The 22,009-nt window shown below is 68.7% G+C and carries 19 protein-coding genes and 1 riboswitch; of the genes, 10 read left to right on the forward strand and 9 right to left on the reverse strand.

The features are described 5' to 3' along the window. The first annotated feature begins 13 nt into the window (after positions 1-13). The 4 genes from ASD15_RS29450 to ASD15_RS29465 all read left to right on the forward strand — a co-directional run bounded on the left by ASD15_RS29450 (position 14) and on the right by ASD15_RS29465 (position 4,074). Entirely contained in the window at positions 14-487 is a 474-nt protein-coding gene (locus ASD15_RS29450) for a disulfide bond formation protein B (RefSeq protein ID WP_057158569.1), read from the forward strand. Then, the gene (prmC, locus tag ASD15_RS29455) at positions 484-1,323 is read left to right on the forward strand and encodes a peptide chain release factor N(5)-glutamine methyltransferase (protein ID WP_057158570.1); all 840 of its coding nucleotides are present in this window, start codon (positions 484-486) and stop codon (positions 1,321-1,323) included. The genes ASD15_RS29450 and prmC overlap by 4 nt, the downstream gene beginning before the upstream one ends. Positions 1,324-1,422: 99 nt before the next feature. Then, on the forward strand, positions 1,423-3,015 hold the full coding sequence (gshA, locus tag ASD15_RS29460; RefSeq protein WP_057158571.1) for a glutamate--cysteine ligase: 1,593 nt from the start codon (positions 1,423-1,425) through the stop codon (positions 3,013-3,015). 15 nt (positions 3,016-3,030) lie between these two features. Then, entirely contained in the window at positions 3,031-4,074 is a 1,044-nt protein-coding gene (locus ASD15_RS29465; RefSeq protein WP_057158572.1) for a histone deacetylase family protein, read from the forward strand. Here ASD15_RS29465 and ASD15_RS29470 read toward each other — a convergent pair whose 3' ends face one another. Continuing rightward, on the reverse strand, positions 4,075-4,782 hold the full coding sequence (locus ASD15_RS29470; protein WP_057158573.1) for a transcriptional regulator: 708 nt from the start codon (positions 4,780-4,782) through the stop codon (positions 4,075-4,077). A gap of 99 nt (positions 4,783-4,881) precedes the next feature. On the opposite strand from ASD15_RS29470, the gene ASD15_RS29475 reads away from it, so the two are divergent. From ASD15_RS29475 to ASD15_RS29485, 3 genes are read left to right on the forward strand one after another with little or no spacing between them, the layout of a single operon-like run. Then, entirely contained in the window at positions 4,882-5,367 is a 486-nt protein-coding gene (locus ASD15_RS29475; protein ID WP_082552233.1) for a RidA family protein, read from the forward strand. Then, positions 5,316-6,524 carry a dipeptidase gene (locus ASD15_RS29480; protein WP_082552234.1) on the forward strand — a complete coding sequence of 403 codons (1,209 nt, stop codon included), beginning with the start codon at positions 5,316-5,318 and terminating at the stop codon, positions 6,522-6,524. The genes ASD15_RS29475 and ASD15_RS29480 overlap by 52 nt, the downstream gene beginning before the upstream one ends. Before the next feature lie 21 nt (positions 6,525-6,545). Then, complete coding sequence (locus tag ASD15_RS29485; RefSeq protein ID WP_057158574.1) at positions 6,546-7,859, forward strand: amidohydrolase family protein; 1,314 nt, start codon at positions 6,546-6,548, stop codon at positions 7,857-7,859. 21 nt (positions 7,860-7,880) lie between these two features. On the opposite strand, the gene rnk is transcribed toward ASD15_RS29485, so the two are convergent. Both rnk and ASD15_RS29495 read right to left on the reverse strand, forming a co-directional pair. Beyond that, a complete protein-coding gene (gene rnk / locus ASD15_RS29490) occupies positions 7,881-8,288 on the reverse strand; it encodes a nucleoside diphosphate kinase regulator (RefSeq protein WP_157201192.1) in 408 nt (135 codons plus the stop codon). A 283-nt stretch (positions 8,289-8,571) separates the two neighbouring features. Next, complete coding sequence (locus ASD15_RS29495; protein WP_057158575.1) at positions 8,572-9,336, reverse strand: SDR family NAD(P)-dependent oxidoreductase; 765 nt, start codon at positions 9,334-9,336, stop codon at positions 8,572-8,574. A 124-nt stretch (positions 9,337-9,460) separates the two neighbouring features. Here ASD15_RS29495 and ASD15_RS29500 point away from each other — a divergent pair, with 124 nt between their 5' ends. Continuing rightward, on the forward strand, positions 9,461-10,360 hold the full coding sequence (locus tag ASD15_RS29500; RefSeq protein WP_057158576.1) for a LysR family transcriptional regulator: 900 nt from the start codon (positions 9,461-9,463) through the stop codon (positions 10,358-10,360). A gap of 52 nt (positions 10,361-10,412) precedes the next feature. Here the strand turns inward: ASD15_RS29500 and ASD15_RS29505 are convergent, their stop codons facing one another. Further along, positions 10,413-11,342: a LysR family transcriptional regulator gene (locus ASD15_RS29505; protein WP_057158577.1), complete on the reverse strand. Its 930-nt coding sequence runs from the start codon at positions 11,340-11,342 to the stop codon at positions 10,413-10,415. Positions 11,343-11,460: 118 nt separating this feature from the next. On the opposite strand from ASD15_RS29505, the gene ASD15_RS29510 reads away from it, so the two are divergent. Both ASD15_RS29510 and ASD15_RS29515 read left to right on the forward strand, forming a co-directional pair. Further along, a complete protein-coding gene (locus tag ASD15_RS29510; RefSeq protein ID WP_057158578.1) occupies positions 11,461-12,210 on the forward strand; it encodes a 3-oxoacyl-ACP reductase family protein in 750 nt (249 codons plus the stop codon). 27 nt (positions 12,211-12,237) lie between these two features. Next, positions 12,238-12,837 (forward strand): NADPH-dependent F420 reductase, encoded by a 600-nt coding sequence (locus ASD15_RS29515; RefSeq protein ID WP_057158579.1) that lies wholly within the window; start codon positions 12,238-12,240, stop codon positions 12,835-12,837. Positions 12,838-12,889: 52 nt separating this feature from the next. Here the strand turns inward: ASD15_RS29515 and ASD15_RS29520 are convergent, their stop codons facing one another. Genes ASD15_RS29520 through ASD15_RS29540 form a run of 5 tightly spaced genes read right to left on the reverse strand, consistent with a single transcriptional unit; the run spans position 12,890 to position 21,702 of the window. Then, positions 12,890-14,350, reverse strand: coding sequence for a PepSY domain-containing protein (locus ASD15_RS29520; RefSeq protein WP_057158725.1), 1,461 nt, complete (start codon positions 14,348-14,350; stop codon positions 12,890-12,892). An 11-nt stretch (positions 14,351-14,361) separates the two neighbouring features. Further along, positions 14,362-16,461 carry a TonB-dependent siderophore receptor gene (locus tag ASD15_RS29525; RefSeq protein WP_057158580.1) on the reverse strand — a complete coding sequence of 700 codons (2,100 nt, stop codon included), beginning with the start codon at positions 16,459-16,461 and terminating at the stop codon, positions 14,362-14,364. A 10-nt stretch (positions 16,462-16,471) separates the two neighbouring features. Further along, positions 16,472-16,792, reverse strand: coding sequence for a DUF2149 domain-containing protein (locus tag ASD15_RS29530; protein ID WP_057158581.1), 321 nt, complete (start codon positions 16,790-16,792; stop codon positions 16,472-16,474). Continuing rightward, a complete protein-coding gene (locus tag ASD15_RS29535; RefSeq protein ID WP_057158582.1) occupies positions 16,789-17,244 on the reverse strand; it encodes a MotA/TolQ/ExbB proton channel family protein in 456 nt (151 codons plus the stop codon). Before ASD15_RS29535 ends, ASD15_RS29530 begins: the two co-directional genes overlap by 4 nt. A 9-nt stretch (positions 17,245-17,253) precedes the next feature. Further along, on the reverse strand, positions 17,254-21,702 hold the full coding sequence (locus ASD15_RS29540) for a cobaltochelatase subunit CobN (protein ID WP_057158583.1): 4,449 nt from the start codon (positions 21,700-21,702) through the stop codon (positions 17,254-17,256). A 67-nt stretch (positions 21,703-21,769) separates the two neighbouring features. Next, a riboswitch (cobalamin riboswitch) is annotated at positions 21,770-21,988 on the reverse strand. Between the last annotated feature and the right edge of the window lie 21 nt (positions 21,989-22,009).

Below are 22,009 nucleotides of genomic sequence, written 5' to 3' on the forward strand. Positions count from 1 at the left end.
TCTTTCCATTGTCATGATGAATCCACGTTCCCTGCTCCTGTCCATCGCCCTCGCCTGTTTCGGCCTGATCGGCGTCGCCCTGTATCTGCAGCACGTGGTGGATCTGCTGCCCTGCCCGCTGTGCGTGATCCAGCGCTACCTGTTCCTGCTGATCGGCTTCGCCTGCCTGGCCGGCTACTTCATGAAGCACACCGCCATCGGCACCGGCATCGGCCTGCTGGGCGCGCTGGGCGGCCTGGGCGTGGCCGGCAAGCACCTGTACGTGCTGGCACACCCCGGCTTGTCCTGCGGTATCGATCCGATGGAAACCATGCTCAACAAGATTCCCACCGCCACCTACCTGCCCTTCCTGTTCGAAGCGGACGGCCTGTGCGAGAACGCCACCGACGGCATCCTGGGCATGTCGATTCCGCAGTGGGCCTTCGTCTGGTTCGGCCTGTTTGCCGTGGCGCTGGGCTGGTCCCTGCTGCGCCGCCGGGCGCGATGATCGCAGCCGGCACCACCGTCGCCGCGCTGCAGGCGCAAACCGGCTACCCGGAACGCCTGGACCCGCTGGATAACCGCATCCTGGTCTGCCATGCGCTGGGCCTCACGCGCGTGGGCCTGATCACCCAGTCCGAACGCGTCATCACCGAAGACGAAGCGGCGCGCCTGTCCGCGCTGTTGCAGCGCCGCCTGGACGGCGAGCCGATCGCCTACATCGTCGGCCAGCGCGAATTCTTCGGCCTGCCGTTCAACGTCAGCCCGGCCGTGCTGATTCCGCGCCCGGACACCGAGCTGCTGGTGGAGCTGGCCATCGAGCGCCTGCCGCCGTCCGGCCGCGTGCTGGACATGGGCACCGGCAGCGGCGCCATCGCCGTGGCGCTGGCCCACGCCCGGCGCGACGCGGCCGTCACCGCGCTCGACGTCAGCCCAGCCGCGCTGGAGGTAGCGCGCGGCAACGCCGCCCTGAACCAGGCCGCCGTGCGCTTCCTGGAAAGCGACTGGTACAGCGCCGCCGCCGGCGAACGCTTCGACCTGATCGTCTCCAATCCCCCCTACATCGCCAGCGGCGACCGCCACCTGTCCGAGGGCGATTTGCGCTTCGAACCGAGCGGCGCGCTGACCGACCACGCGGACGGCCTGAGCGCGCTGCGCACCATCGCCGCCGGCGCCCCGCAGCATCTGGCGCCGGGCTGCTGGCTGCTGATGGAACACGGCTACGACCAGGCTGAGTCCGTGCGCGCCCTGCTGGCCGCGCAGGGGTACACTGAGGTGCAAAGCTGGCGCGACCTGGCGGGCATCGAACGCGTCACCGGCGGGGTCGTCGGCGCAGTTTGTTAATATAGCAATCCGAGCTTTTTGGACCATCTCCGACGCAGTTGGCGGATTTCGGTTAATCTCGCACCAATCTTAGTTGCTGCACCAGAAAGGAAGCTCAAATTGTCCAACCTATTGACGCGCCGCCTGGCCATCCTGGCCGATGAAAAGCACCGCGCGGTGCTGGGCGGCGGCTTGCGCGGCATTGAACGAGAAACCCTGCGCGTGGACCCCACCGGCCACCTGGCGGCAACCCCGCACCCGGCGGCCCTGGGCTCGGCGCTGACACATCCTGAAATCACCACCGATTACGCGGAAACCCTGCTGGAGTTCATCACCCCGGCCGAGCACGACATCGCCATCACGCTGGACAAGCTGGACGCCATCCACCGCTTCAGCTACACCAAGCTGGGCAGCGAAATGCTGTGGAGCCAATCCATGCCCTGCCAGCTGCCGGCCGAGGAAGACATCGAGATCGCCTGGTACGGCAAATCCAATATGGGCATGCTCAAGCATGTGTACCGGCGCGGCCTGGCGCTGCGCTACGGCAAGGCCATGCAATGCATCGCGGGCATCCACTACAACTACTCGCTGGACGAGCGGCTGTGGCGCCTGCTGGACGAGAGCGAGAACACGGAACGCAAGCAGTCGGCCAAGGCCTACCAGTCGGAAAGCTACTTCGCCACCATCCGCAATTTCCGCCGCTACAGCTGGCTGCTGATGTACTTGTTCGGCGCCTCGCCGGCGCTGTCGTCGAGCTTCCTGCGCGGCCGTCCGCACAAGCTCGAGCAGCTGTCGGACGACACCCTCTACCTGCCCTACGCCACCAGCCTGCGCATGAGCGACCTGGGCTACCAGAACGACGCCCAGTCCGGCCTCAGCCCGCACGAGAACTGCCTGGACAGCTACGTCGCCACGCTCACCAAGGCGGTGAACCAGCCGTACGCGCCGTACGCCGAAATCGGCACCAAGAAGGACGGCGAATGGGTGCAGCTGTCCACCAATGTGATCCAGATCGAGAACGAGTACTACTCGACGATACGCCCCAAGCGCGTCATCCGCAGCGGCGAACGCCCGATCCAGGCGCTGTGCTCGCGCGGCGTGCAGTACATCGAAGTGCGCTGCATGGACGTGGACCCGTTCGAGCCGATCGGCATCAGCCTGCAAACCGGCCGCTTCCTGGACGCCTTCCTGCTGTTCTGCGCGCTGGAGGCAAGCCCGGTGATCTCCGAAGAGCAGGGCCGCATCTACACCGAAAATTTTGCGCGCACCGTCAAGGAAGGCCGCCGCCCGGGCCTGACCTTGCAAAACAACGGCGCCGAAGTGGCACTGCCGGTGTGGGGCCGCGAACTGCTGGAGCGCATCCGCCCGGTGGCCGAGTTGCTCGACCGCCAGCGCGGCGACAGCGCGCACGCCGATGCGATGGCGGTGCAAGCGGCCAAGCTGGATGATCCGGACCGCACGCCGTCGGCCCACGTGCTGCGCGAACTGCGCGCCAACGGCGGCTCCTTCGCCGCCTTCGGCCTGCGGCAGAGCGAGCGCCACGCGGCCTACTTCCGCAGCCATCCGCCCACCGCCGAGGAAAACGCCTACTTCGAAGCGCAGGCCGCCGCCTCGCTGGCGGAGCAAGCCGGGATGGAAGCGGCCAACACCGGCAGCTTCGACGATTTCGTAGCGGCCTACCGCAACAGCAATCTGTGCAAGAACGTCGGTTGAGCGCAGGCTAGCACCGTGCTCACCTTCTACAACGAGCAGCACGGCCAGCACCACGGGCGCTTTGAAATCTTCCGCGGCGAGATGGTGCCCTGCTTCGAGAAACCGGAGCGGGCCGACTCCGTGCTGGCCGAGCTGGGCCGGCGCGGCCTGGGCCAGATCGTCACGCCGCACGGCGTGCCGCTGATGACGCTGGAACGCGTGCACGCGCCGCGCTACCTGCACTTCCTGCGCGGCGCCTGGAACGCATGGCTGGCGCTCGATCCGGCCAACGCCGGCAAGGACGCCTTCCCCGCCGTGTGGCCGGTGCGCTCGCTGCGCTCGGACGTTGAGCCCGACAATTTCTGCGCCAAGCTGGGCCTGTACTCGATGGACAGCGGCACGCCCATCACGGCCGGCACCTGGACCGCCGCCAAGACCGGCGCCGACTGCGCGGTGAACGCGGCGCATGCGCTGCGCCTGGGCGAGCGCAGCACTTTCGCCTTGACGCGCCCGCCGGGCCACCACGCCGGGGCCGATTTCTACGGCGGCTACTGCTTCCTGAACAACGCCGCCCTGGCGGCCCAGCACCTGCTCGACGACGGCGCGCGCAAGGTCGCCATCCTCGACATCGACTACCACCACGGCAACGGCACGCAGAGCATCTTCTACGACCGCAACGACGTGCTGTTCGTTTCCATCCACGCCGACCCGCGCCAGGAGTATCCGTTCTACCTCGGCCACGCCGACGAGACCGGCGCCGGGGCGGGACTGGGCTTCAACGTCAACCTGCCGCTGGCGCATGGCAGCAGCACGCAGGCGTGGTTCGCCGCGCTGGAGACGGCCTGTTTGCGCTTGCAGATGTACGCGCCGGAAGCGCTGGTGGTGTCGCTGGGCGTGGACACCTTCGCCGGCGATCCGCTGTCGCACTTCGCGCTGCAAAGCGCGGACTACCTGCGCATTGGCGAACGCCTGGCATGGCTGGGCGTGCCCACCGCCTTCGTGTTCGAAGGCGGCTACGCGGTCAAGGAACTGGGCGTGAACGTGGTCAACGTGCTGGAAGGGTACGAGACGGCCTTGTAGTTACTGCACGCCCTCGCGGCGGCGCAGCTCTTCCATGTAGTTGTAGATCGTGAAGCGCGATACCTGCAGCGCCGCAGCGGCGCGCTGCACGCCGCCCTTCACGATGAACAGGCCGCGCCGCTGCATCTCGCGCACCGCCTGGATTTTCTCCTCCTTGCTCATCTTCGCCAACTGTACCGCGTCGCCGATAATTTCCCGCATCAGCGCGTCCATCTGCGGTGCCGCCGTTGCCGGTACGAAGGGTTTGGCCTCCGCCTCGGCTTGCCGGAACGGCTGCAGCATCTGCCCCAGCCAGGCATGCGTGGCCTGGAACACCGACACGTCCGCATTCAGGCACAGGGTTGCGAAGGGCACGCCGCTGGCGTCACGGAAAATCGCCGAGGCCGATTTGAGCGTGCGGCCGTCCGCCGTCACCGTGGTGTAGTCGTCCACCACGCTGTGCACCGCGCCCCTGGTGGAGATCACCCGCGTGGCGGCGGCAAAGCCCTTGTCGCCGTGCGGCCCCTCCAGCACCGAGCTGCCGACGGCGCGCCCCGAGATGTGGCCGTTGGCGATAGCCACCACCGAGTTCTGCGGGCGGCTCACGTCGTGCAGCACCACTTCCAGGTGCGTGCCCGCCATGGCCGCCAGCATGGGCACCACGGGGCGCAGGGCATTGATGACGGCGTCCCGTTCGGCCTGGATTGCGGGGGAGGGTTTGATTTTCATGGCGCAGAGATTCAACAAAGTGTTGAAGTATTCTAACCGAACCATCATTTTCAACATAATGTTTACCGCGCGAGGCACACCCGTGCCTATAATTTCCGCATGAAACGCAGACACTACAAAAAACTTGCCAGCGCCATGGCCGTGGCGCTGCCAGGCCTGGCCTACAGTGCCGCCCCCGTGCCGCAATTGGGCTACTACAATGAAGGCAACCCCGCTTCGCGGCCGTTCACGCTGGCGGTGCGGGCGGGCGACTACATCCACCTGTCCGGCCAGATGGGCACCGACGCCAACGGCCTGGTGCCGGGCGGCTTCGAAGCCCAGGCGCGCAAGACGATGGACAATATCCAGGACATCCTCAAGGGCATGAACCTGAGCATGGACCACATCGTCAAATGCACGGTGATGATCGCGGACATGGGCAAGTGGGGCGACTTCAACAAGATCTACGTGGACTACTTTACACCCGGCCGTCTGCCGGCGCGCAGCGCCTTCGGCGTAAACGCCCTGGCGCTGGGCGGCCAGATCGAGGTTGAATGTCTGGCCTACGCGCCGCCGGCGCCGGCGCACAAGCGGGGCGCGCGGTGAAGGAAGCGGCCGGCACCCGCCGCGCTTTCCTTCAGCAGGCGGCTGCGCTCGGCTTTGGCGCCAGCCTGCCTTCATTGGCAGAAGCGGCCGCAACGGCCGATGCAGCCGATGCCCGCGTGCGCCGTCCCATCATCATCGACGCGCTGGGCGGCATCGACAACCCGAATCGCCCGCAAGCGGATCAGGACGCCCCGAACGCCATCGCCATCGATGCGCGTTCGCTGCAGGACGCCAGGACCGCAGGCCTGAGCGCCTTCAACATGACCATCGGCTTCGTGTTCGGCAAGCACGATCCATACGAACAAAGCGTGCGCGAAGTGGCGGCCTGGGACGCCTTCCTCCGGCGCAACGGCGCGCTGCTGAAAGTGCACGGCGCAGCCGACATCCGCCGCGCGCACCAGCAGGGCCGCACCGGCGTGATCCTCGGCTTCCAGAACGCCGCCATGATGGGCAAGGACGCGCGCCGCGTGGAGACCTTCGCCAACCTCGGCGTGCGCGTGATCCAGCTGACCTACAACGGCCCGAACCAGCTCGGCGACGGCGCCATGGCGCCGGAGAACCGCGGCCTGACGCCGTTCGGCCGCGAAGTGGTGCAGGCGCTGAACCGGCACCGCGTGCTGGTGGACCTGAGCCACAGCGGCGAGCGCATCTGCCTGGACGCCATCGCCGCCTCCAGCCAGCCGGTCGCCATCACGCACACCGGCTGCCGCGCCGTGGCCGACCTGCCGCGCAACAAGACCGACCGCGAACTGCGCATGGTGGCCGACAAGGGCGGTTTCGTCGGCATCTACTTCATGCCCTTCCTCGCCATCGGCCGGCAGCCCATGGCGGCCGACCTGGTGGCGCACCTGGAACACGCCATCAACGTGTGCGGCGAAGACCATGTGGGCATCGGCACGGACGGCAACGTCAGCGGCATCGACGACATGCCGGCCTACATGCGCGGGCTGGAAAAGGAAGTGGCGCAACGGCGCGCCAGCGGCATCGGCGCCACCGGCGAACGCGCCGACATCGTGACCTTCCTGCCCGACCTGCAAGGACCGGATAAGTTCTGGAAACTGGCGGACCTGCTGGCCAAACGCGGCCACAGCGCCAGCCGCATCGACAAAATCCTGGGCCTCAATTTCCTGCGCACCGCCGGCGGCGTGTGGGGCTGATCCACCTTTAGCAAAGCATCCATGCTCCACATCACCCGCATCCTCCGCAAGCCCGTCGCGGCTGCCATCGCCCTGCTGTGCGCAGGCGCCGCCCACGCAGCAGCCACGCAGACCATTTACCGAGGCGCCACACTGATCGACGGCACCGCCGCCGCGCCGCGCGCCGGCATGGCGATTGTCGTGGAAGGCGAACGCATCAAAGCCATCCTCCCCTCAGCGCAGGTGCCGGCGGACAGCGGCGCCACCGAGTACGACGCGCAAGGCATGTACGTGGTGCCCGGCCTGATCGACTCGCATGTGCACTACGCCACCAACCCGGACCGGCCCTATGCCGAAGCGGAACTGAAGCGCAACCTGTACGGCGGCGTGACCGGCGTGCGCGACATGGCGGGCGATGCGCGCGAACTGGCTTCGCTGTCGCGCGATGCGCTGCTGAACCGCATCCCGTCGCCGGACATCTACTACTCGGCACTGGTGGCCGGCCCCAGCTTCTTCAAAGACCCGCGCACCGTCGCCGCCGCGCAAGGCACGGTGCCGGGACAGGTGCCCTGGCTGTACTCGGTGGACGACAAGACCGACATCGCGCTGGCCATCGCGCAAGCGCGCGGCACCGGCGCCGCCGGCCTGAAAATCTACGCCAACCTGCCGGGCCCGCTGGTGGCGAAGCTGATCAAGGAAGGCAAGCGCCAGGGCTTCCCGGTATGGACGCACCAGCAGGTCTATCCGTCCACGCCGTACGACACGCTGGGCGCCACCTCGGTGTCGCACGCGTGCATGGTGGCGCGCTACGTGCGCGAGGCCGGCAAGGCCGCCTATGGGCACAGCGGCGAGCCTTCCTACGCGGGCCTGTCGGCGGCCGATCCCGGCATCCGCAAATACATCGCTGCGCTGGCCAAATCCGGCTCGCTGCTGGACGCCACGCTAAGCGTGTACGCGCCCACGGGCACGCCGCGCTGCCGGATCGAACTGGCGGGCGACATCACCCGCGCCGCGCACCGGGCGGGCGTGAAGATCATCGCCGGCACCGACACCGACGGGCAAGGCGACGATCCCTACCCCATCCTGGACCGCGAGCTGGAACGGCTGGTGCAGTACGCGGGGCTGACGCCGAACGAAGCCATCATCGCCGCCACCGCCAACGCCGCCATCGCGGTCGGCAAGCAGCGCGACATCGGCACGCTGGAAGCGGGCAAGTTCGCCAACATGGTGTTCCTGAAAAAAGACCCGCTGCAGGACATCGCCAACCTGCGCTCGGTGGTGCTGACCGTGAAACGCGGCCAGCAGTTCGCGCGCAGCGACTACCAGTTCACGCCCATTCCCGAACACAAGGACTGAGCGGGCCGCCGCCGCGCCGTCCTAGCGGTGCAGCTCGCCGGCGCGTTCCGGCTGGTACAGCACGTCCAGCACGGTGAGGTTGAAAGCGGCGCCGTCGGGACGGGTCCAGTCTATGCTGTCGCCGCAGGCCAGGCCGAGCAGCGCGTTGCCCACCGGCGTGAGCACCGAGATGCGCTCGTCGCCGGGCTGCATGTCCCTGGGATAGGCCAGCGTCAGCGTGAACTCCTCGGCGGGCCGGTCGAGCGCGAAGCGCACGCGCGAATTCATGGTGACGACGTCGGGCGGCATGTCCGCCGGCTCCAGCATGTCGGCGCGCGCCAGTTCTTCCAGCAGCGCATGCTGGGCGGCTGATTGCGCCGCAGGCAGCGAATCGATCAGCGCTTCAAGACGTTCCATGTCGATGGACGACACAACGATATTGGGTCTCATGATGTAACTCCACAAATGTCAGGAAAAAGGCAAGGCAGATGGAGAGCGGCCCGGAGGGAGGGAAGACGGTGTCTTCCCGGCGTTCCCGCCGGGCCTCAGGAAAGGCCGGCGAGATCGCGCGCGTGCGCGCGCCAGCCTTCGCCACAATGGGGCGAAACGGCGCAATACGGACGGTTACTCGGCAGGGTCATGAGGAATCAGGTGTCGGGACTGTGCCGAGTATAACCGCTTTACTCAGGAGTTGGCATGCACGGCCATGCCGCGCAGGCGGTCATGGCGCGCCTCAGATCTGCGCGATGCCGCCGTCGACGAACAGTTCGATGCCGTTGATGAAGGTGCTGTCGTCCGAAGCCAGGAAGGTGACGGCCTTGGCCACTTCGGCAGGCTGGCCCAGGCGGCCGATCGGCACCAGCGTGGCCAGGTGGCCCAGCAGGCCGGACTGATGCTCCTCCGGTACCAGGCCGGCCAAGCCCGGGGTGTGCACCGGGCCGGGGCTGACGGCGTTGACGCGGATGTTGCGCGGTTTCAGGTCCAGCAGCCAGGTGCGGGCGAAGTTGCGCACGGCGGCCTTGCTGGCGCTGTAGACGCTGAAGTTTTCGGTGCCTTTCACCGAGGTGGTGGAGGCGGTCAGGATCACCGAGCTGCCGTCCTTCAGCAGGCGCAGCGCTTTTTGCACGGTGAACAGCGTGCCTTTAACGTTGGTGTCGAAGATGCGGTCGAAGTGCTCTTCGGTGACGGCGTCCAGCGGCATCATGTCGCCGCCGCCGGCGTTGGCGAACAACACGTCCAGGTGGCCGGAGCGCGCTTCGATGTCGGCGTAGATGCGGTCCAGGTCTTCCAGCCTGGCGACGTCGCCCTGGATGCCGTAGGCGGTGGCGCCGGTGGCGGTGATGGTGGCCACGGCGGCGTCCAGCTCGGCCTGGCGGCGGCCGGTGAGGTAGACGGTGGCGCCCTGCGCCGCGAAGTCCTGTGCCGAAGCCAGGCCGATGCCGGTGGTGCCGCCGGTGACCAGTGCGATTTTGCCTGCCAGTTTCAGTGCGTTGTTCATTTGATGCTCCTTCAAGAGAGTGAATGTGAATGACGACGGAAGTCACTTTACGCCCGCTCCATTGTTGAATAAAGTGTCAATAACAGAATGCTTTATTCCCTTCTGTGAATAATAAGGACAAACTATGGACCAGTTGCAAGCCATCCGGGCCTTCGCCCGCGTGGTGGAAGCGGGCAGCTTCACCAAGGCCGCCGATACGCTCGGCATGCCGAACGCCACGCTGACCAAGGCGGTGCAGGCGCTGGAGGCGCACCTGCGCATCAAGCTGCTGCAGCGCACTACGCGGCGGGTGTCGGTCACGCCCGAGGGCGGGCAGTATTACGAGAAAACGCAGCGGCTCTTGAAGGAGCTGGACGACGTCGACGCCAGCTTCAGCGCGGCGCAGTCGCGCCCGCGCGGCCACCTGCGGGTGGACCTGGGCAGCTCCACCGCCAGCCTGGTGCTGCTGCCGGCGCTGCCGGCCTTTCTGGCGCGCTATCCGGACATCCGCATCGACCTGGGCGTATCGGACAAGCACGTGAACCTGATCGGCGACAACGTCGACTGCGTGATTCGGGGCGGGGAATTGACGGACCTGTCGCTGATCGGGCGCCAGGTGGGCAGCACCTCCTGGGTCACCTGCGCCACGCCGGCCTACCTGCGCGACCACGGCACGCCACGGCATCCGGCGGAACTGGAACAGGGCCACGTGGTGGTGCATTACCTGTCCACCCGCACCGGCCGCGGCATGCCGCTCAATTTCGCCAAACAGGGGGAAAGGCTGGAGATCCTGGGCGAGCGCTCGGTGGGCGTCAACGAGAGCAACGCCCACGTGGCCGCCGGGCTGGCCGGCCTGGGCGTGATGCAGACCTTCCGCCACGCGGCCGCGCCGCACATCGCCAGCGGCGCGCTGGTGCCCATCCTGGACGACTGGCAGCCGGCCCGCTATCCGTTCTACGTGGTGTACCCGTCCAAGCGCTACGTGAGCAGCCGGCTGCGGGTCTTTATCGACTGGACGGCGGACTTGTTCGCAGCGCTGGAGTAAGCCCGGCGCGGTGCGGGCCGGCCTGCCGCAGCCGTCTGCCTGACGCGGGAGCCTACTGCGCGGAGAAGCGCCGGGCCAGGCCCTGCTCGCGAAAGGACTCGGTGACGACGTCGACGAAGGCGCGGGTCTTGGCAGGCAGCAGCTTATGGCTGGCGAAGTACAGCGAGACAGGGCCGGCGTCGGCGTACCAGTCCGGCAGCAGGCGCACCAGTTCGCCGCGCTCGATGTGCTCGACCACGTCGGCCAGCGCCAGCATGGCCACGCCCATGCCCATCAGCGCGGCGGCGCAGATCGCGTCGGGGTCGTTCACCAGCAGCACGGGCCGCAACTCGGCCGCCATCTCCATGCCTTTGCGGTTGCGCATTTCCCATACCCGCACCCGGCGCGTCTGCGGCGAACGCATGGCCACGCCGTCCAGGCCCGCCAGGTCGGCCGGGGTGCGCGGCAGCGGCGTGCCGGCGCGCCGCACGTAATCGGGCGAGGCCACCGCCACCACGTGCGCGCGCGCCAGTTCGCGCGCCACCACGCCCGGCGTGAGCTCGAAGCCGCCGCCGATGGCAACGTCGATGCGCTCGGCGATCAGGTCCACCTGGCGGTTGTCGAAACTGCAGTCCAGCGTGACGGCCGGGTAGCGCCGTGCGTAGGTCTGCAGCAGCGGCAGCAGGTGCAGGCGCCCGAAACGCGGCGGCATCGACAGGGTCAGCACGCCGGCCGGCTCGCCCTTGTTGGCGGTGGCTTCGGCGATGGCGCCCTGGATGCTGTCCAGGCCCCCGCTGACGGCCTGCAGGAAGCGCTCGCCCTCCTCCGTCAGCTTCAACCCGCGCGTACTGCGCTGGAACAGGCGCACGCCCAGGTTGCGCTCCAGCTGCGCCACGTTGCGGCTCACCGCCGCCGGCGTGAGCGCAAGCTGGCGCGCGGCCGCCGAGAAGCTGGCCGACTCCGCGCTGCGCACAAAGGACGCCAGGTTGGACAGGGTTTCCACGCTTCGCCTTTCAAGTATTCGTTGAAACTGATTATAGCCAGTCCCGACTACTGCTGTTGGCTGGCCGGAACCATACTGTGTCCGTCGTCCCCCACTTTTCACCTCAACGGAGCACACCATGACCAGCACCCTGAAACTGCAAGACAAAGTCGCCATCGTCACCGGCGCATCGCGCTCGATCGGCGCCGCCATCGCCAAGCGCCTGGCCGCCGACGGCGCCACCGTCGCCATCACCTACAACGCTTCGCCGGAGAAGGCGCAGGCGGTAGTGGCGTCGATCGAGGCGGCAGGCGGCCGCGCCATCGCCATCCAGGCCGACGCCGGCGCGCCGCAAGCGGTGCGCGAGGCGGTGGCGCAGGTTGCCGCCACATTCGGCAAGATCGACATCCTGGTCAACAACGCCGGCATCAGCGTGCTGGGCGCGCCGGAAGAGATCAAGTTCGAAGACTTCGAGCGCATCCTGGCCGTGAACGTCACCGGCGCCGTGGTGGCCACGCAGGAAGCGCTGCGCCACATGGGCCAGGGCGGCCGCATCATCCACATCGGCAGCTCGATGACCCAATACGCAGCCTTCCCGACCGCCGCGGCCTACACCTTGACCAAGGGCGCGCTGTCCGGCTACACGCGCGGCCTGGTGCGCGACCTGGGCCCGCGCGGCATCACCGTCAACGTTGTCCACCCCGGACCGACCGACAGCGACATGAATCCGGCCGACGGTCCGGTCGCCGACTTCGTCAAGCCTGGCATCGCAGTGGGCCGCTACGGCGTGGGCGACGACATCGCCGGCGCCGTGTCCTACCTGGCCAGCGCGGAAGCGTCCTTCGTCACCGGCCTGGAGATGCTGGTCGACGGCGGCTTCACCGCGTAATCCCCACTGGTTGAAAGGAGCATCATCATGAAAATCGGCATCATCGGCGCCGGTGAGATCGGCTCGGCCATCGCCCGCATCCTGACCCGTGCCGGCATCCCGGCCGCCATCGCCAACAGCCGCGGCCCCGCCTCGCTGGCCGCGTTGACCGACGAACTCGGCCCCACCTTGACCGCCGTCAGCGCCGCCGAGGCGGCACAGGCAGACCTGGTATTCCTGGCCGTCCCCTGGTCCAGGATCCCGGCGGCCGTGGCTGGCCTGGGTCCGTGGACCAAGCGCATCGTGGTCGACACCAGCAACCCGATCGAGGCGCCGCTGTTCCAGCCGGCTGATCTGAACGGCAAGGCGTCCAGCTCGGTGGTGCAGGACCTGGTGCCGGGGGCGCACGTGGTCAAGGCCTTCAACCACCTGCAACCGGGCCTGCTGGCCGCCAGTCCTGCCGCGCAGGGCGGCAAGCGGGTGCTGTTCGTTTCGGGCGACCACGCCGCCTCCAAGCACGCCGTGATGGCGCTGATCCAGCAGCTCGGCTTCGCCGGCATCGACCTGGGCACGCTGGATGGCGGCGGCCGCCTGGCGCAGTTCCCGGGCGGGCCGCTGCCCAGCCTGAACCTGGTGAAGTTCGGCTGACCGCGCGCGGTGCTTTAACTGCGGCTGCGGCTGCGGCGCACGCGCAACGCTTTTACCTGCGCAGGCGGCGCCAGCCCAGCACCACGCCGGTCAGGCTGAGCGCGGCGCCGAGCAGGCACAGTGACACCACCAGCACGTCCCACGCGGGGCGCGCGCGGACGGCGGCGGCAAAGTCCAGCTGGTGCAGGCCGTTGAACAGCCAGCGGTTCCATTTGCTGTTGCTGTCGGCGTACCCGGCCAGCTTGCCCTGCACCGGGTCGGCGTAGAAAGTGGTTGCGCCGGGATCGGCGAACTGCACGCGCAGCACGGGGAAGGCGGCCTGGCTGTGGTGGCTGTAGTAGTAGTGGTCGCCGGCGGTGAGCATGACGGCTTGCCGCACCGGTACGCCGGGCCGCACGGCCTGCACCGCGCGCAGCAGCGCGTCCGCTTTCAGCGCGCCCACCGCTTCGCCGCAGTGCGCGTCGAGCAGCTGGCGCCCGGAGCGTTCCAGCGCGGCCAGGTACAGGTGGCCGCCGACGCGCCGCCATTCGAGTTCCAGCACGCCGGGATAAGTGCGCACCGCGTCCGCCACGGCCACGGTGAGGTCGTCGCGCGCCAGCGGGCCGCCGGCGAAAGCCCGCTTGTCCTGCGCGGTGATGCCGGGCGAGGACAGCCAGCCGAACGGCGTGACGGAGAGCCAGCCGCTGAACAGCCAGGTAAGCGTGAGCGTGCCGAGGGTAAGGCCGAGCCAGTGGTGCCAGGCTTGCCAGCCCTTGTAGGGTGAGCGCGCGCCGCTGGCGTAGCGGCGGCGCAGGCGCAGGCGCTGGATGCCGAGCACCATGCCGGTCATGGCCAGCAACAGCGCCACGGCCGAGGTCCACATCACCACTTGCCGCCACGCTTCGCCATGCTTGCGCAGCGGCATGACGTAGACCCAGTGGATCACCGAACCGGCCCAGTTCCAGGCACGCTCGCTGCGCGTGGTGTCGCGCACCAGCTCACCGGTGCGGCCGGACACGTACAGCACGCTGCCGGCGGTGTCGCCCGCGTCCACGCGGTACAGCGGGCGATGCGCGGCCACGCGGCCGAAAGTCCACTGGTCCAATTCCATCTGCTGCACGGACGGCGAGGATGCGCCGCGCGCACCGGGCGCCATGGCTGGCGCGGCAGCGGCGATGGCCATGGCGTCCGTCATGCGCAGCAGGGCGCCGGTATCGGCCCATACCGAATGCAGGCCGCGCGCGGACTGGAAATGGTAGGCGGGCCGGCCGGCCACGGTGTTCAGGCGCACCGCATCCGGCATGCCGGGCTGCGTGTCTTGCTGCGCGATTGCTTGCCACGCATCCCAGGCGCTGAGCCGCACTTGCGCCGCGTCCAGCGGGGACTGCCAGGCCATGCGTTCCTGCTCGGTGAGCGCAGGGTAAGGCACGTACATCATGACAATGCCGGAGCCGAACCACAGCAGCACCAGCAGGCCGATGACGATGCCCAGCCAGCGGTGCCACAGGTGCAGCTGGCGCTTCCAGTTAACCATGGCCTGGCTGATCAGTAGCGCCACTGCACGGTCAGCTCGGCATGGCGGCGGTCGCCCAGCAAGTACTGGCTGTCGCTGTAGGACGTGCTGGCATACAGCTTGTCGCCCAGGTTGCGCAGGTTCAGCTGCACCAGCACGTTGCGGTTGACGTTCCAGCCCAGCGTGGCGTCCAGCACCGTGTAGGCAGGCAGCGCCTGGGTGTTGCCGTTGTCGATGTAGCGCTTGCCGACGTAGCGCGCGCCGGCGCCGGCGCGCCAGGCATCGGCCTTGTAGGTGAGCCACAGGTTGGCCGAGGTTTCCGGCACATCCGTGGGGCGCTTGCCGGCGCGCGAGATGTTGCCGCCTTCGATCAGGCTGTCGAACTGCGCGTCGGTGTAGGCCAGGTTGGCGTCCACGCGCCAGGCCGCGGCCAGGCTGGCGCTGGCACTGAACTCGGCGCCCTGCGAAGACTGCGAACCGCCCTGGATCGACAGCGCCGGATTGGATGGGTCGCGCGTGATGATGTCGTCCTTGCGGATGCGGTACAGCGCGGCGGTCCACTCGGCCTTGCCGTTGGCCAGCGACTGCTTGACGCCGCCCTCCACCTGGCGCGAGCGGGTCAGCTTGTAGCGCGCATTGGCCAGGTTCAGCGACAGCAGGCTGGTGAGCGGGTCGCTGCCGGTGCTGTACTGGCCGTACAGCGACGTGCTCGGCCCCAGCTTCCAGGTGAGGCCCAGGCGCGCGGAATTCGAGATCAGCGTGGCACTGAAGCCGGCGGCGCCCAGCAGGCTGACACGATCCACTTCATAGCGGTCATGCCGTACGCCGGCCAACAGCAGCAGGCTTCCGTTCAGGCTGTAGGCGTCTTCGATGTAGAGCGCGTTAGTGGCGGTATCCGTGGCGAAGTTCGGGCGCAGCGGATCGGGGCTGTCGAACACGCCAGGGTCAAAGCCGGTGGGCGCCACGGTGGAGCTGCCGCCGTAGGGCGAATTATTCGTGTGCAGGAAGTTGACGGTGGCCGCTTCCCAGCCCGCCACCAGCTTGTTGGCGCCCGCGTTCCAGCGCGCCTCGAGCCGGTTGGCGGTCTGCTCCTGGTCATGCTGGATGGCGATGTAGTCGCTGCGCTCGACCGCGTTGGCAACCGGGTTGTAGACGTAGTACTCGGCGTTGCGCCAGTTGCGGCGCGCCTTCATGTAGGCCAGTTCGTTGCTGATGGCGAGCGCCGGCGACACGCGCCAGGTGAGGCGCGCGACGGCCTTGTCGTCCACGTACTCGATGTCGGCGTCGCCCACGTTGTAGTTCTCGTTGCGCAGGTGGCCGGCCAGCCGGCCGTTCACCAGCGGCGTGCCGAAGTAGCGGCGCGGCTTTTGCTCGGCGTGGTCCAGCTGTGCGTCCAGGTCCAGGTCGGGCGTGAGCGCGTAAGTCAGGCTGGTGAGCAGCTTGCCGTTGCGCGCGTCGCCACGGTCGACGAAGCCGTCGCTGCGGCCGGCGTAGGCGTCGACGCGGAAGGCGCCCTTCCCGCCCAGCGCGCCGGTGCCGCCCAGCCCGGCGCGCAACGCCTTGCCACCGCCGATGCCGGCCATGGCTTCCAGCGACGCGGCGCGCTGCGGCGCCTTGCGCACGGCGTTAATGGTGGCGCCGGTGCTGCCGCTGCCGTAGACCACCGAGCCGGGCCCGCGCAGCACTTCGATATATTCATAGCCCCACGGATCGGCCGGGGAGGTGGCGGTGCCGGAGCCCACCAGCAGGCGCTGGCCGTGCTCCAGCATGGCGATGGCGTTGTTGCCGCTGAAGCCGCGCGCGGAGTAGGCGATGCCGTTGCCGGGGGAGCTGGTGTCGGTCAGGCCGGTGCTGCGGGTGATGGCGTCTTTGACTTGCAGATCGCCGCGCGCCTGCATGGTGGCGGCACTCAGCGACTCGACGCTGGCGGGCATGTCCTGCGCACTCAGGTCCAGGCGGCTGGCGGTGCCATTCTCGCGCGCCAGGCCCAGGCCTTCCTGCACGGCTGCGCCAAGGACGGTCACGGTGGGCAGGGTGTCGGCGTGCTGCGCGGCTGCCGTGGCCGAGCACAGCAATGCGATGGCGGCGGCGATGGGGCGGATGGTGTGGCGATTTTTATTCTTGAGCTTCATGAAAACAGTCTTATTTTTTCTTGGGGGGTTCGATCAATACCAGCTGGCCGGTCTTGGGGTCGCGGAAGACTTCGCCGACGCGGTCGTAACCGCTGCCGTTCTGGCTCACGCCGTCGGCGGGCCGTTCGATCTGGCGGCCCTTCTCCACCGGCTTGGGCGCCTTCAACGCGCGCTGCGAACCGGCGATGGCGGCGATCAGGCCGCAGGCGAAGACCAGCATCACGTCGACCAGGTTGACCAGGCTGGCGCGCGGGTCTTCATCGCTGTCGTCGAAGCGGGCGTCGAGGCGGGAGTAGAGGCGCATGCGCTGGCGCGCGGGCTGGGTGCTCATGCTGCTTGCCCCATCGATTGCTCCATCGCTTCCAGCGTTTCTTCGTACCAGCGGCGGCGCAGCTTGCCGATTACCAGGCCGCCGATGCCGGCCACCAGGCCGAGCACCGTGGCGTCGAAGGCGACGGTGACGGCGCTTGCCAACTGGGCGGGGTCGCCCTGGCCGAGCGCGGCCAGGCCGGGCCCGAGGGGGATGATGGTGGCCATCAGGCCCAGCATAGGCGGGATGCGCGCCAGCAGGTCGGCGCGCTCCAGGCGGTGGCGGGCAATGGCCTGCACCTGCGCCAGGTTGCCCCCTGCGGCCAGCTTGGCCAGGCCGTGGAAGCGTTCGCCGACGGCGATGCCCGCTTCCACCACCGCAATGGCGCAGCCGAGCAGCAGCGTGGCCAGCGCGGGCGCCAGCAGCCAGCTGACCGCATCGTGCAGCCAGGCGTAGGACATGGTTTCGATCATGGGGACTCCTTACAGGTTGAGAGGTTTGAGTACATTGGGCACGCGACGGCCGCGCCACAGGCCCAGCGCGAACAGCGCCAGGAAAGCGGCCAGTGCGCCGAGCAGCTTGGCGGCGCGCACGGCGGGGGCATCGGGCGGCACGGCTTTCTGGTGCAATTCGTAGACGCGCGGGGCCGGCTCGGCCGGCGCCTCGGCGCTGGCTGGCGGTTCGGCGCGCTTGGCGGCGCTGTCTTTCGCGGCGGCCGCCGGCGCGGCGGCGCCAGAAGCAGCAGCTGCGGCCGTATCAGCTGCGGGCGGCAGGCTGGCCACGCCGCCAAAATTGGCAGGTTCGGCGGGCAGCAGTTCGCCGCGCGCCTTGGCCAGCGTGACGCCCAGCGCGGCCGCGTCGGCGCTGTCGAGCTGCGGCGCCAGCCAGTCCCACATCGGATGGTTGGGCGCCGCGTGGCCGCTTCCCGGCAAGCCGTTCGTCGCCACCAGCTGCGCCAGTTCGCCGCCCATCTGCTTGATGGTGGCGGGGTCGGTTTTCCAGTAGCCCTTTTCGGCGGCCACCATGAAGATGGCCAGCATGTGCGCCTTGACGTGCGCGTTGTGCTGCCGGCCCAGGAACTGCGGCAGGCCCAGTTTGTGCGCGTCGTCGAAGTACACGGACTTCACCTCGTCCCAGGCCCAGTTCTTCACCAGGTCCGGCCGCGTGACTTGCCAGCCCCACAGGTTCTCCAGGAATTCCTGTCCCATGGTGCGCGCGCCGGCGTAGCCGTGGCCCATCAGCGGCTTGAGCCAGGCGGGATTGAGGAAGCGCCCGCGCAGCTCGCCCAGCAAGGCCGACGCCAGCGGTTCCACGTCGGCGCGGCCTGGCTGCGCATGCTGCAGGATAAAGGCCTGCGGCACGCGGCCGGTGCGGCCCTCGATCGCCAGCGAGAGGCCGCCCAGGTAGTCGAAGGCGTCGTTGTTGTCGAGCAGGCCGTACAGATTGCTGGCGCGGCCGTGATAGGTGCGCTCGATGCCGTCCAGCGCCACGTCGAACGCGGCGTGGGTGGCCTCGCCGCTGGCGTCCAGCCCGTAGGCGTGGCCCATGCGGTTGCGGTAGGCGCGGCCGATTTCCTCGCGTTCGCGCCAGGCGCCGGAACGCTCGGTCAGGCGATTGACGCCGGTGCCGTACGCGCCGGGCGCATCGCCGAATACGCGCTGCGCGGCGGCGCGGCCAGCTTCGGCCGGCGGCATGCCGGCGGAGGCCAGCGTACGCTGGCGCACCAGCCATTCGCGCGCCACGCGATTCTGCGCCGGCGGTTCGCTGCCCCAGGCCACGCCCGGCAGCGGCGCAAGCGCCGCCTGCAAGGCTTCTTTCAGCGCCGGGTCACGCTCGGCCAGCGTCGCGGCCGACGCCGCCAGCGCCATGCGCCCGGCACGGTCGATCAGGCGGATCAGGTTCGGATACAGGTCGCGGAACAGGCCCGAGGTGGTCACCAGCGCGTCGCGCCGCACGGCGCCCGGCTTGAGCTTCACGTCGGTGACGATACCGCGCGCGTTCCACACCGGCTCGGCGCCCATCATGGCCAGCGCGAACGCCACCATCACGCCCTCGTCGCGCACCGCGTCGGAGGCCCACAGGATGATGCCTTCGCTGCCCTTGGCGGAAGTGTCTGCGCCTTTGCCCGTGTTGGCCTTGGCAGCCATGCGCTCGCCCAGCTGGTAGCCCAGGCGGGTCGGCAGGATGTCCCCGTCCACCGCGTGGAAATTGCGGCCGGTGGGCAGCGCTTCGGGCGAGCGCAGCGGGTCGTTGCCCTTGCCCGGTTCGATGTATTCGCCATCCAGCCCGGCCAGCAGCGCCCGCATCTCGCGGCGCGGCGAATCGGCCAGCTGTTCGGCAATCTCCGGGCCGTCGATGCCACCCTTCTTCATCGAATCGAGCATCAGGTCGATCGACTCCTGCTTCCACGGGCGGCCGAAAACGTGCAGGCCGTGCGGCATGAATTTTTCCTGCAGCTTGGTCAGGTAGTGGCCCACCTCATGCGCCAGCAAGTCGTCGTCGGCTGCGTCGAAGCCGATGCCGCGCACGGCCAGCACGTCGGCCATGGATGCTTCCAGCTCAGCCTTCAGGTTGAGCGCGTTGACGCGTTCGCGCATCAACGCGGCGGCCTGCGTCTTGAGCGACTCCGAACTGGCGGCCTCGAAGCTCTCCACCACCTGGCGCAGGGCCAGCAGATCGTCGTACAGCGGCGTGGATGCCAACGGCGGCGTCAGGTGGTCGACGATGACGGCCAGCCCGCGCCGCTTGGCCTGCGTGCCCTCGCCCACGCCATCGACGATGTAGGGGTAGATGCCGGGCAGGTCGCCGGCGATCAGGCTGGGATAGTCGTCGGAACTCAGGCCGACCGCTTTGCCGGGCAAGAACTCATAGGTGGAATGGCGACCCACGTGCACCAGCGCGTCGGCTTTGAAGCGGTCGCGCAGCCAGTGGTAGTAGCCCAGGTACTGGTGCGGCGGCGTGATGCTGGTGTTCGCGTGCAGCAGCTCCTCATCCACTTCCCAGCCGCGCGGCGGCTGCGGACCGATGAACACATTACCGAACACCAGGCCGGGCACCAGCAGTTTGCCGCTGTCGACCATGATCTTGCCGGGCGCAGCGCCCCAGCCTTTCAAGCCTTCGATGCCGTAGCCGGACAGCCGCTTGCTAAGTGGCGCCAAGGCCGCGCAGCCGGTGCCCGCGCCCTTGGCCCGCGCCTTTGCACCGCGCGGGCTGGTAGCACCCACGTCCAGGCAGGCGTGATAGCCCTCGGCCAGCGCCGCCAGGTCGCGGATCGCCGCGTCGCGCTGCGGGTGGTCGGCGCCTTCCACCAGGTGCTGCAATTCCTTGATGATGACTTCGGCCTGCTTGCGGCCCAGCGCGCGTTCGCCGGCGGCTTCCGCTTCCAGCACGTCGGCGTGCAGGCGGCCCAGCAGGCCGCTGGTCATCTCGCCCTGCACGCGCGGCGGCAGGGTGCCGAACCAGCGCGCATAGTCCGCAGCGCTGACGCTGTTTACCGTGCCGCTCAGCTCCCGCAGCGCGGCGCGGTCCTCCGGCAGGTTCACGCCGTGCGCCATGATCATGTCCAGCAGCGCTTGCGGCGAGCCGGGCAGCGTGCCCACCATGTAGCCGGCGTTCTTCATCGCATGCAGCATGTCGAACAGCGAGGCCGGCACGTCCAGGTTGTCGGCGCCGATGTTCTGGCGGCCCGGCGGATGGTTGTAATAGATCAGCGCCACGCGCTTATCGCCATTGGCCTTGCCGCGCAGCGCCAGCCAGCGGCTCACGCGCGCGGACAACCGGTCGGCCTCCTCGGGCAGCAGCACCGGCGGACGGTTCTCGATGCCGGTGCGGCGGTCCAGCTGCGCCTGGCCCAGCGCGGCCACCACGATGGGCTGGCCGATACCCTGCAGTTCGGGCAGCGCCACGCGGTATTGCACCGAGTCCGGCGGCAGGCCGTCCGGCGACAGGCGCCACTGCACGGCGGTGCGGTCGGACAGGCGGATGGCCTTGAACACCGGGACATTGAGCCGCTTGAACGCTTCGGTGACCGCTTCGCGCCCCTCGGCCGCGCCCACCACGAAGTCCTGCAGCACCACCAGCGCCGCCGGCTGCGCCGGCGCGATCAGCTCGGGCAGGCGCTCCAGCGCCTCGCGCGAAGCCCCGCCCCAGCGCGTGAGCACCTGCACGCAGGGCTGGCCGCGCTGTTCGATGCGCTGGCACACGGCGGCGGGAACCGCGCTATCCATATTGGACAGATCCAGTACCACCACGGTGGGCCGCGGCTTCAGACCCAGTTGCGCGGCCTTGCCCCAAGCGGCCGCGTCGGTCAGTTCGCGCTGGCCCACGCGCAGGCGCAGCGTCGGTTCCGGCTGCGGGCCGGCCAGCGCCACGGACGGATTGAGCAAATGCGCGAACAGCGCCGCCGTATTGTCGGCGCCGCCGGCCTGCCACACGCGGCGCGCGGCCAGCCAGCGGCTGGCGGCGGGGTTGGCCTGGGCCGCCTTCAGGGCCGCTGCGGGCGGCGCCTCGGACGACAGTTCGCGCAGCGTGTCCGGCGAGAAGTCGTGCAGCCTGGCGTGCGGATCACGGCTCATCAGGCTGAGACTGGCTTCGCCATTGAAGGCCAGCACCGGCGTTTGCGGCCTGGCGTGGCGCGGCAACACCTCTTTCAGGCGGCGCGCCGGATCGCCGAACAGGGACACCGCCAGCACCGTGTCGGCCTGCCTGAGCAAGAGGCCGGCTTCGCGCTCGCTGGCGGCCATCCACTGGGCGGGCGTGCGCAGCACGATGCGGTCCTGCGGATGGCTGGCCAGGTGGCGGTGCGCAGCCTCGATGGCGGCCGGCGCGGCGCGCTCGGTGACGATGGCGAACAGGGTGGCGGCCGGCGCGTGCGCACAGGCGCAGGCGCACAACAGCGCTGCGGCCAGCCGCAGGAGTATGGAGGTGCTCAATTTGAACTTTAACCAGTAGCTGCGCGCCGGGCGCGCAGGAAAACAGGCAAAGCCACACCCCGGGCCTTGCGCAATCTTCGTGACTGGCCGGTCTTCTGGCTGGCCTTCATCCTTCCTCAACCCTGCCTTCCCGTGCGGTGCACAGTGGCGTTCGATCGAAGTCGTCAGGCTTACAGCAGCGGGGGCTGCGCCGGACTGGCGCGAGATGAAAATCCCGCGCGTCACCGGCTTCCCGTTTCACCCTCCAGCCGGCAAGCGGGAGGGCACCAATCACGTTAATGCCGCGATTCTACCGTATTGAGCTTGG

This window comes from Massilia sp. Root351 (assembly GCF_001425045.1).
Taxonomy (GTDB): Bacteria; Pseudomonadota; Gammaproteobacteria; order Burkholderiales; family Burkholderiaceae_D; genus Rugamonas.

Excerpts from the sequence above, each read along its gene's own strand:
- ASD15_RS29450 (WP_057158569.1), top strand. The coding sequence starts at position 14 with ATGATGAATCCACGTTCCCTGCTCCTGTCCATCGCCCTCGCCTGTTTC.
- prmC (WP_057158570.1), top strand. The coding sequence starts at position 484 with ATGATCGCAGCCGGCACCACCGTCGCCGCGCTGCAGGCGCAAACCGGC.
- ASD15_RS29470 (WP_057158573.1), bottom strand. The coding sequence starts at position 4,782 with ATGAAAATCAAACCCTCCCCCGCAATCCAGGCCGAACGGGACGCCGTC.
- ASD15_RS29475 (WP_082552233.1), top strand. The coding sequence starts at position 4,882 with ATGAAACGCAGACACTACAAAAAACTTGCCAGCGCCATGGCCGTGGCG.
- ASD15_RS29480 (WP_082552234.1), top strand. The coding sequence starts at position 5,316 with ATGTCTGGCCTACGCGCCGCCGGCGCCGGCGCACAAGCGGGGCGCGCG.
- ASD15_RS29485 (WP_057158574.1), top strand. The coding sequence starts at position 6,546 with ATGCTCCACATCACCCGCATCCTCCGCAAGCCCGTCGCGGCTGCCATC.
- rnk (WP_157201192.1), bottom strand. The coding sequence starts at position 8,288 with ATGAGACCCAATATCGTTGTGTCGTCCATCGACATGGAACGTCTTGAA.
- ASD15_RS29495 (WP_057158575.1), bottom strand. The coding sequence starts at position 9,336 with ATGAACAACGCACTGAAACTGGCAGGCAAAATCGCACTGGTCACCGGC.
- ASD15_RS29500 (WP_057158576.1), top strand. The coding sequence starts at position 9,461 with ATGGACCAGTTGCAAGCCATCCGGGCCTTCGCCCGCGTGGTGGAAGCG.
- ASD15_RS29510 (WP_057158578.1), top strand. The coding sequence starts at position 11,461 with ATGACCAGCACCCTGAAACTGCAAGACAAAGTCGCCATCGTCACCGGC.
- ASD15_RS29515 (WP_057158579.1), top strand. The coding sequence starts at position 12,238 with ATGAAAATCGGCATCATCGGCGCCGGTGAGATCGGCTCGGCCATCGCC.
- ASD15_RS29520 (WP_057158725.1), bottom strand. The coding sequence starts at position 14,350 with ATGGTTAACTGGAAGCGCCAGCTGCACCTGTGGCACCGCTGGCTGGGC.
- ASD15_RS29525 (WP_057158580.1), bottom strand. The coding sequence starts at position 16,461 with ATGAAGCTCAAGAATAAAAATCGCCACACCATCCGCCCCATCGCCGCC.
- ASD15_RS29530 (WP_057158581.1), bottom strand. The coding sequence starts at position 16,792 with ATGAGCACCCAGCCCGCGCGCCAGCGCATGCGCCTCTACTCCCGCCTC.
- ASD15_RS29535 (WP_057158582.1), bottom strand. The coding sequence starts at position 17,244 with ATGATCGAAACCATGTCCTACGCCTGGCTGCACGATGCGGTCAGCTGG.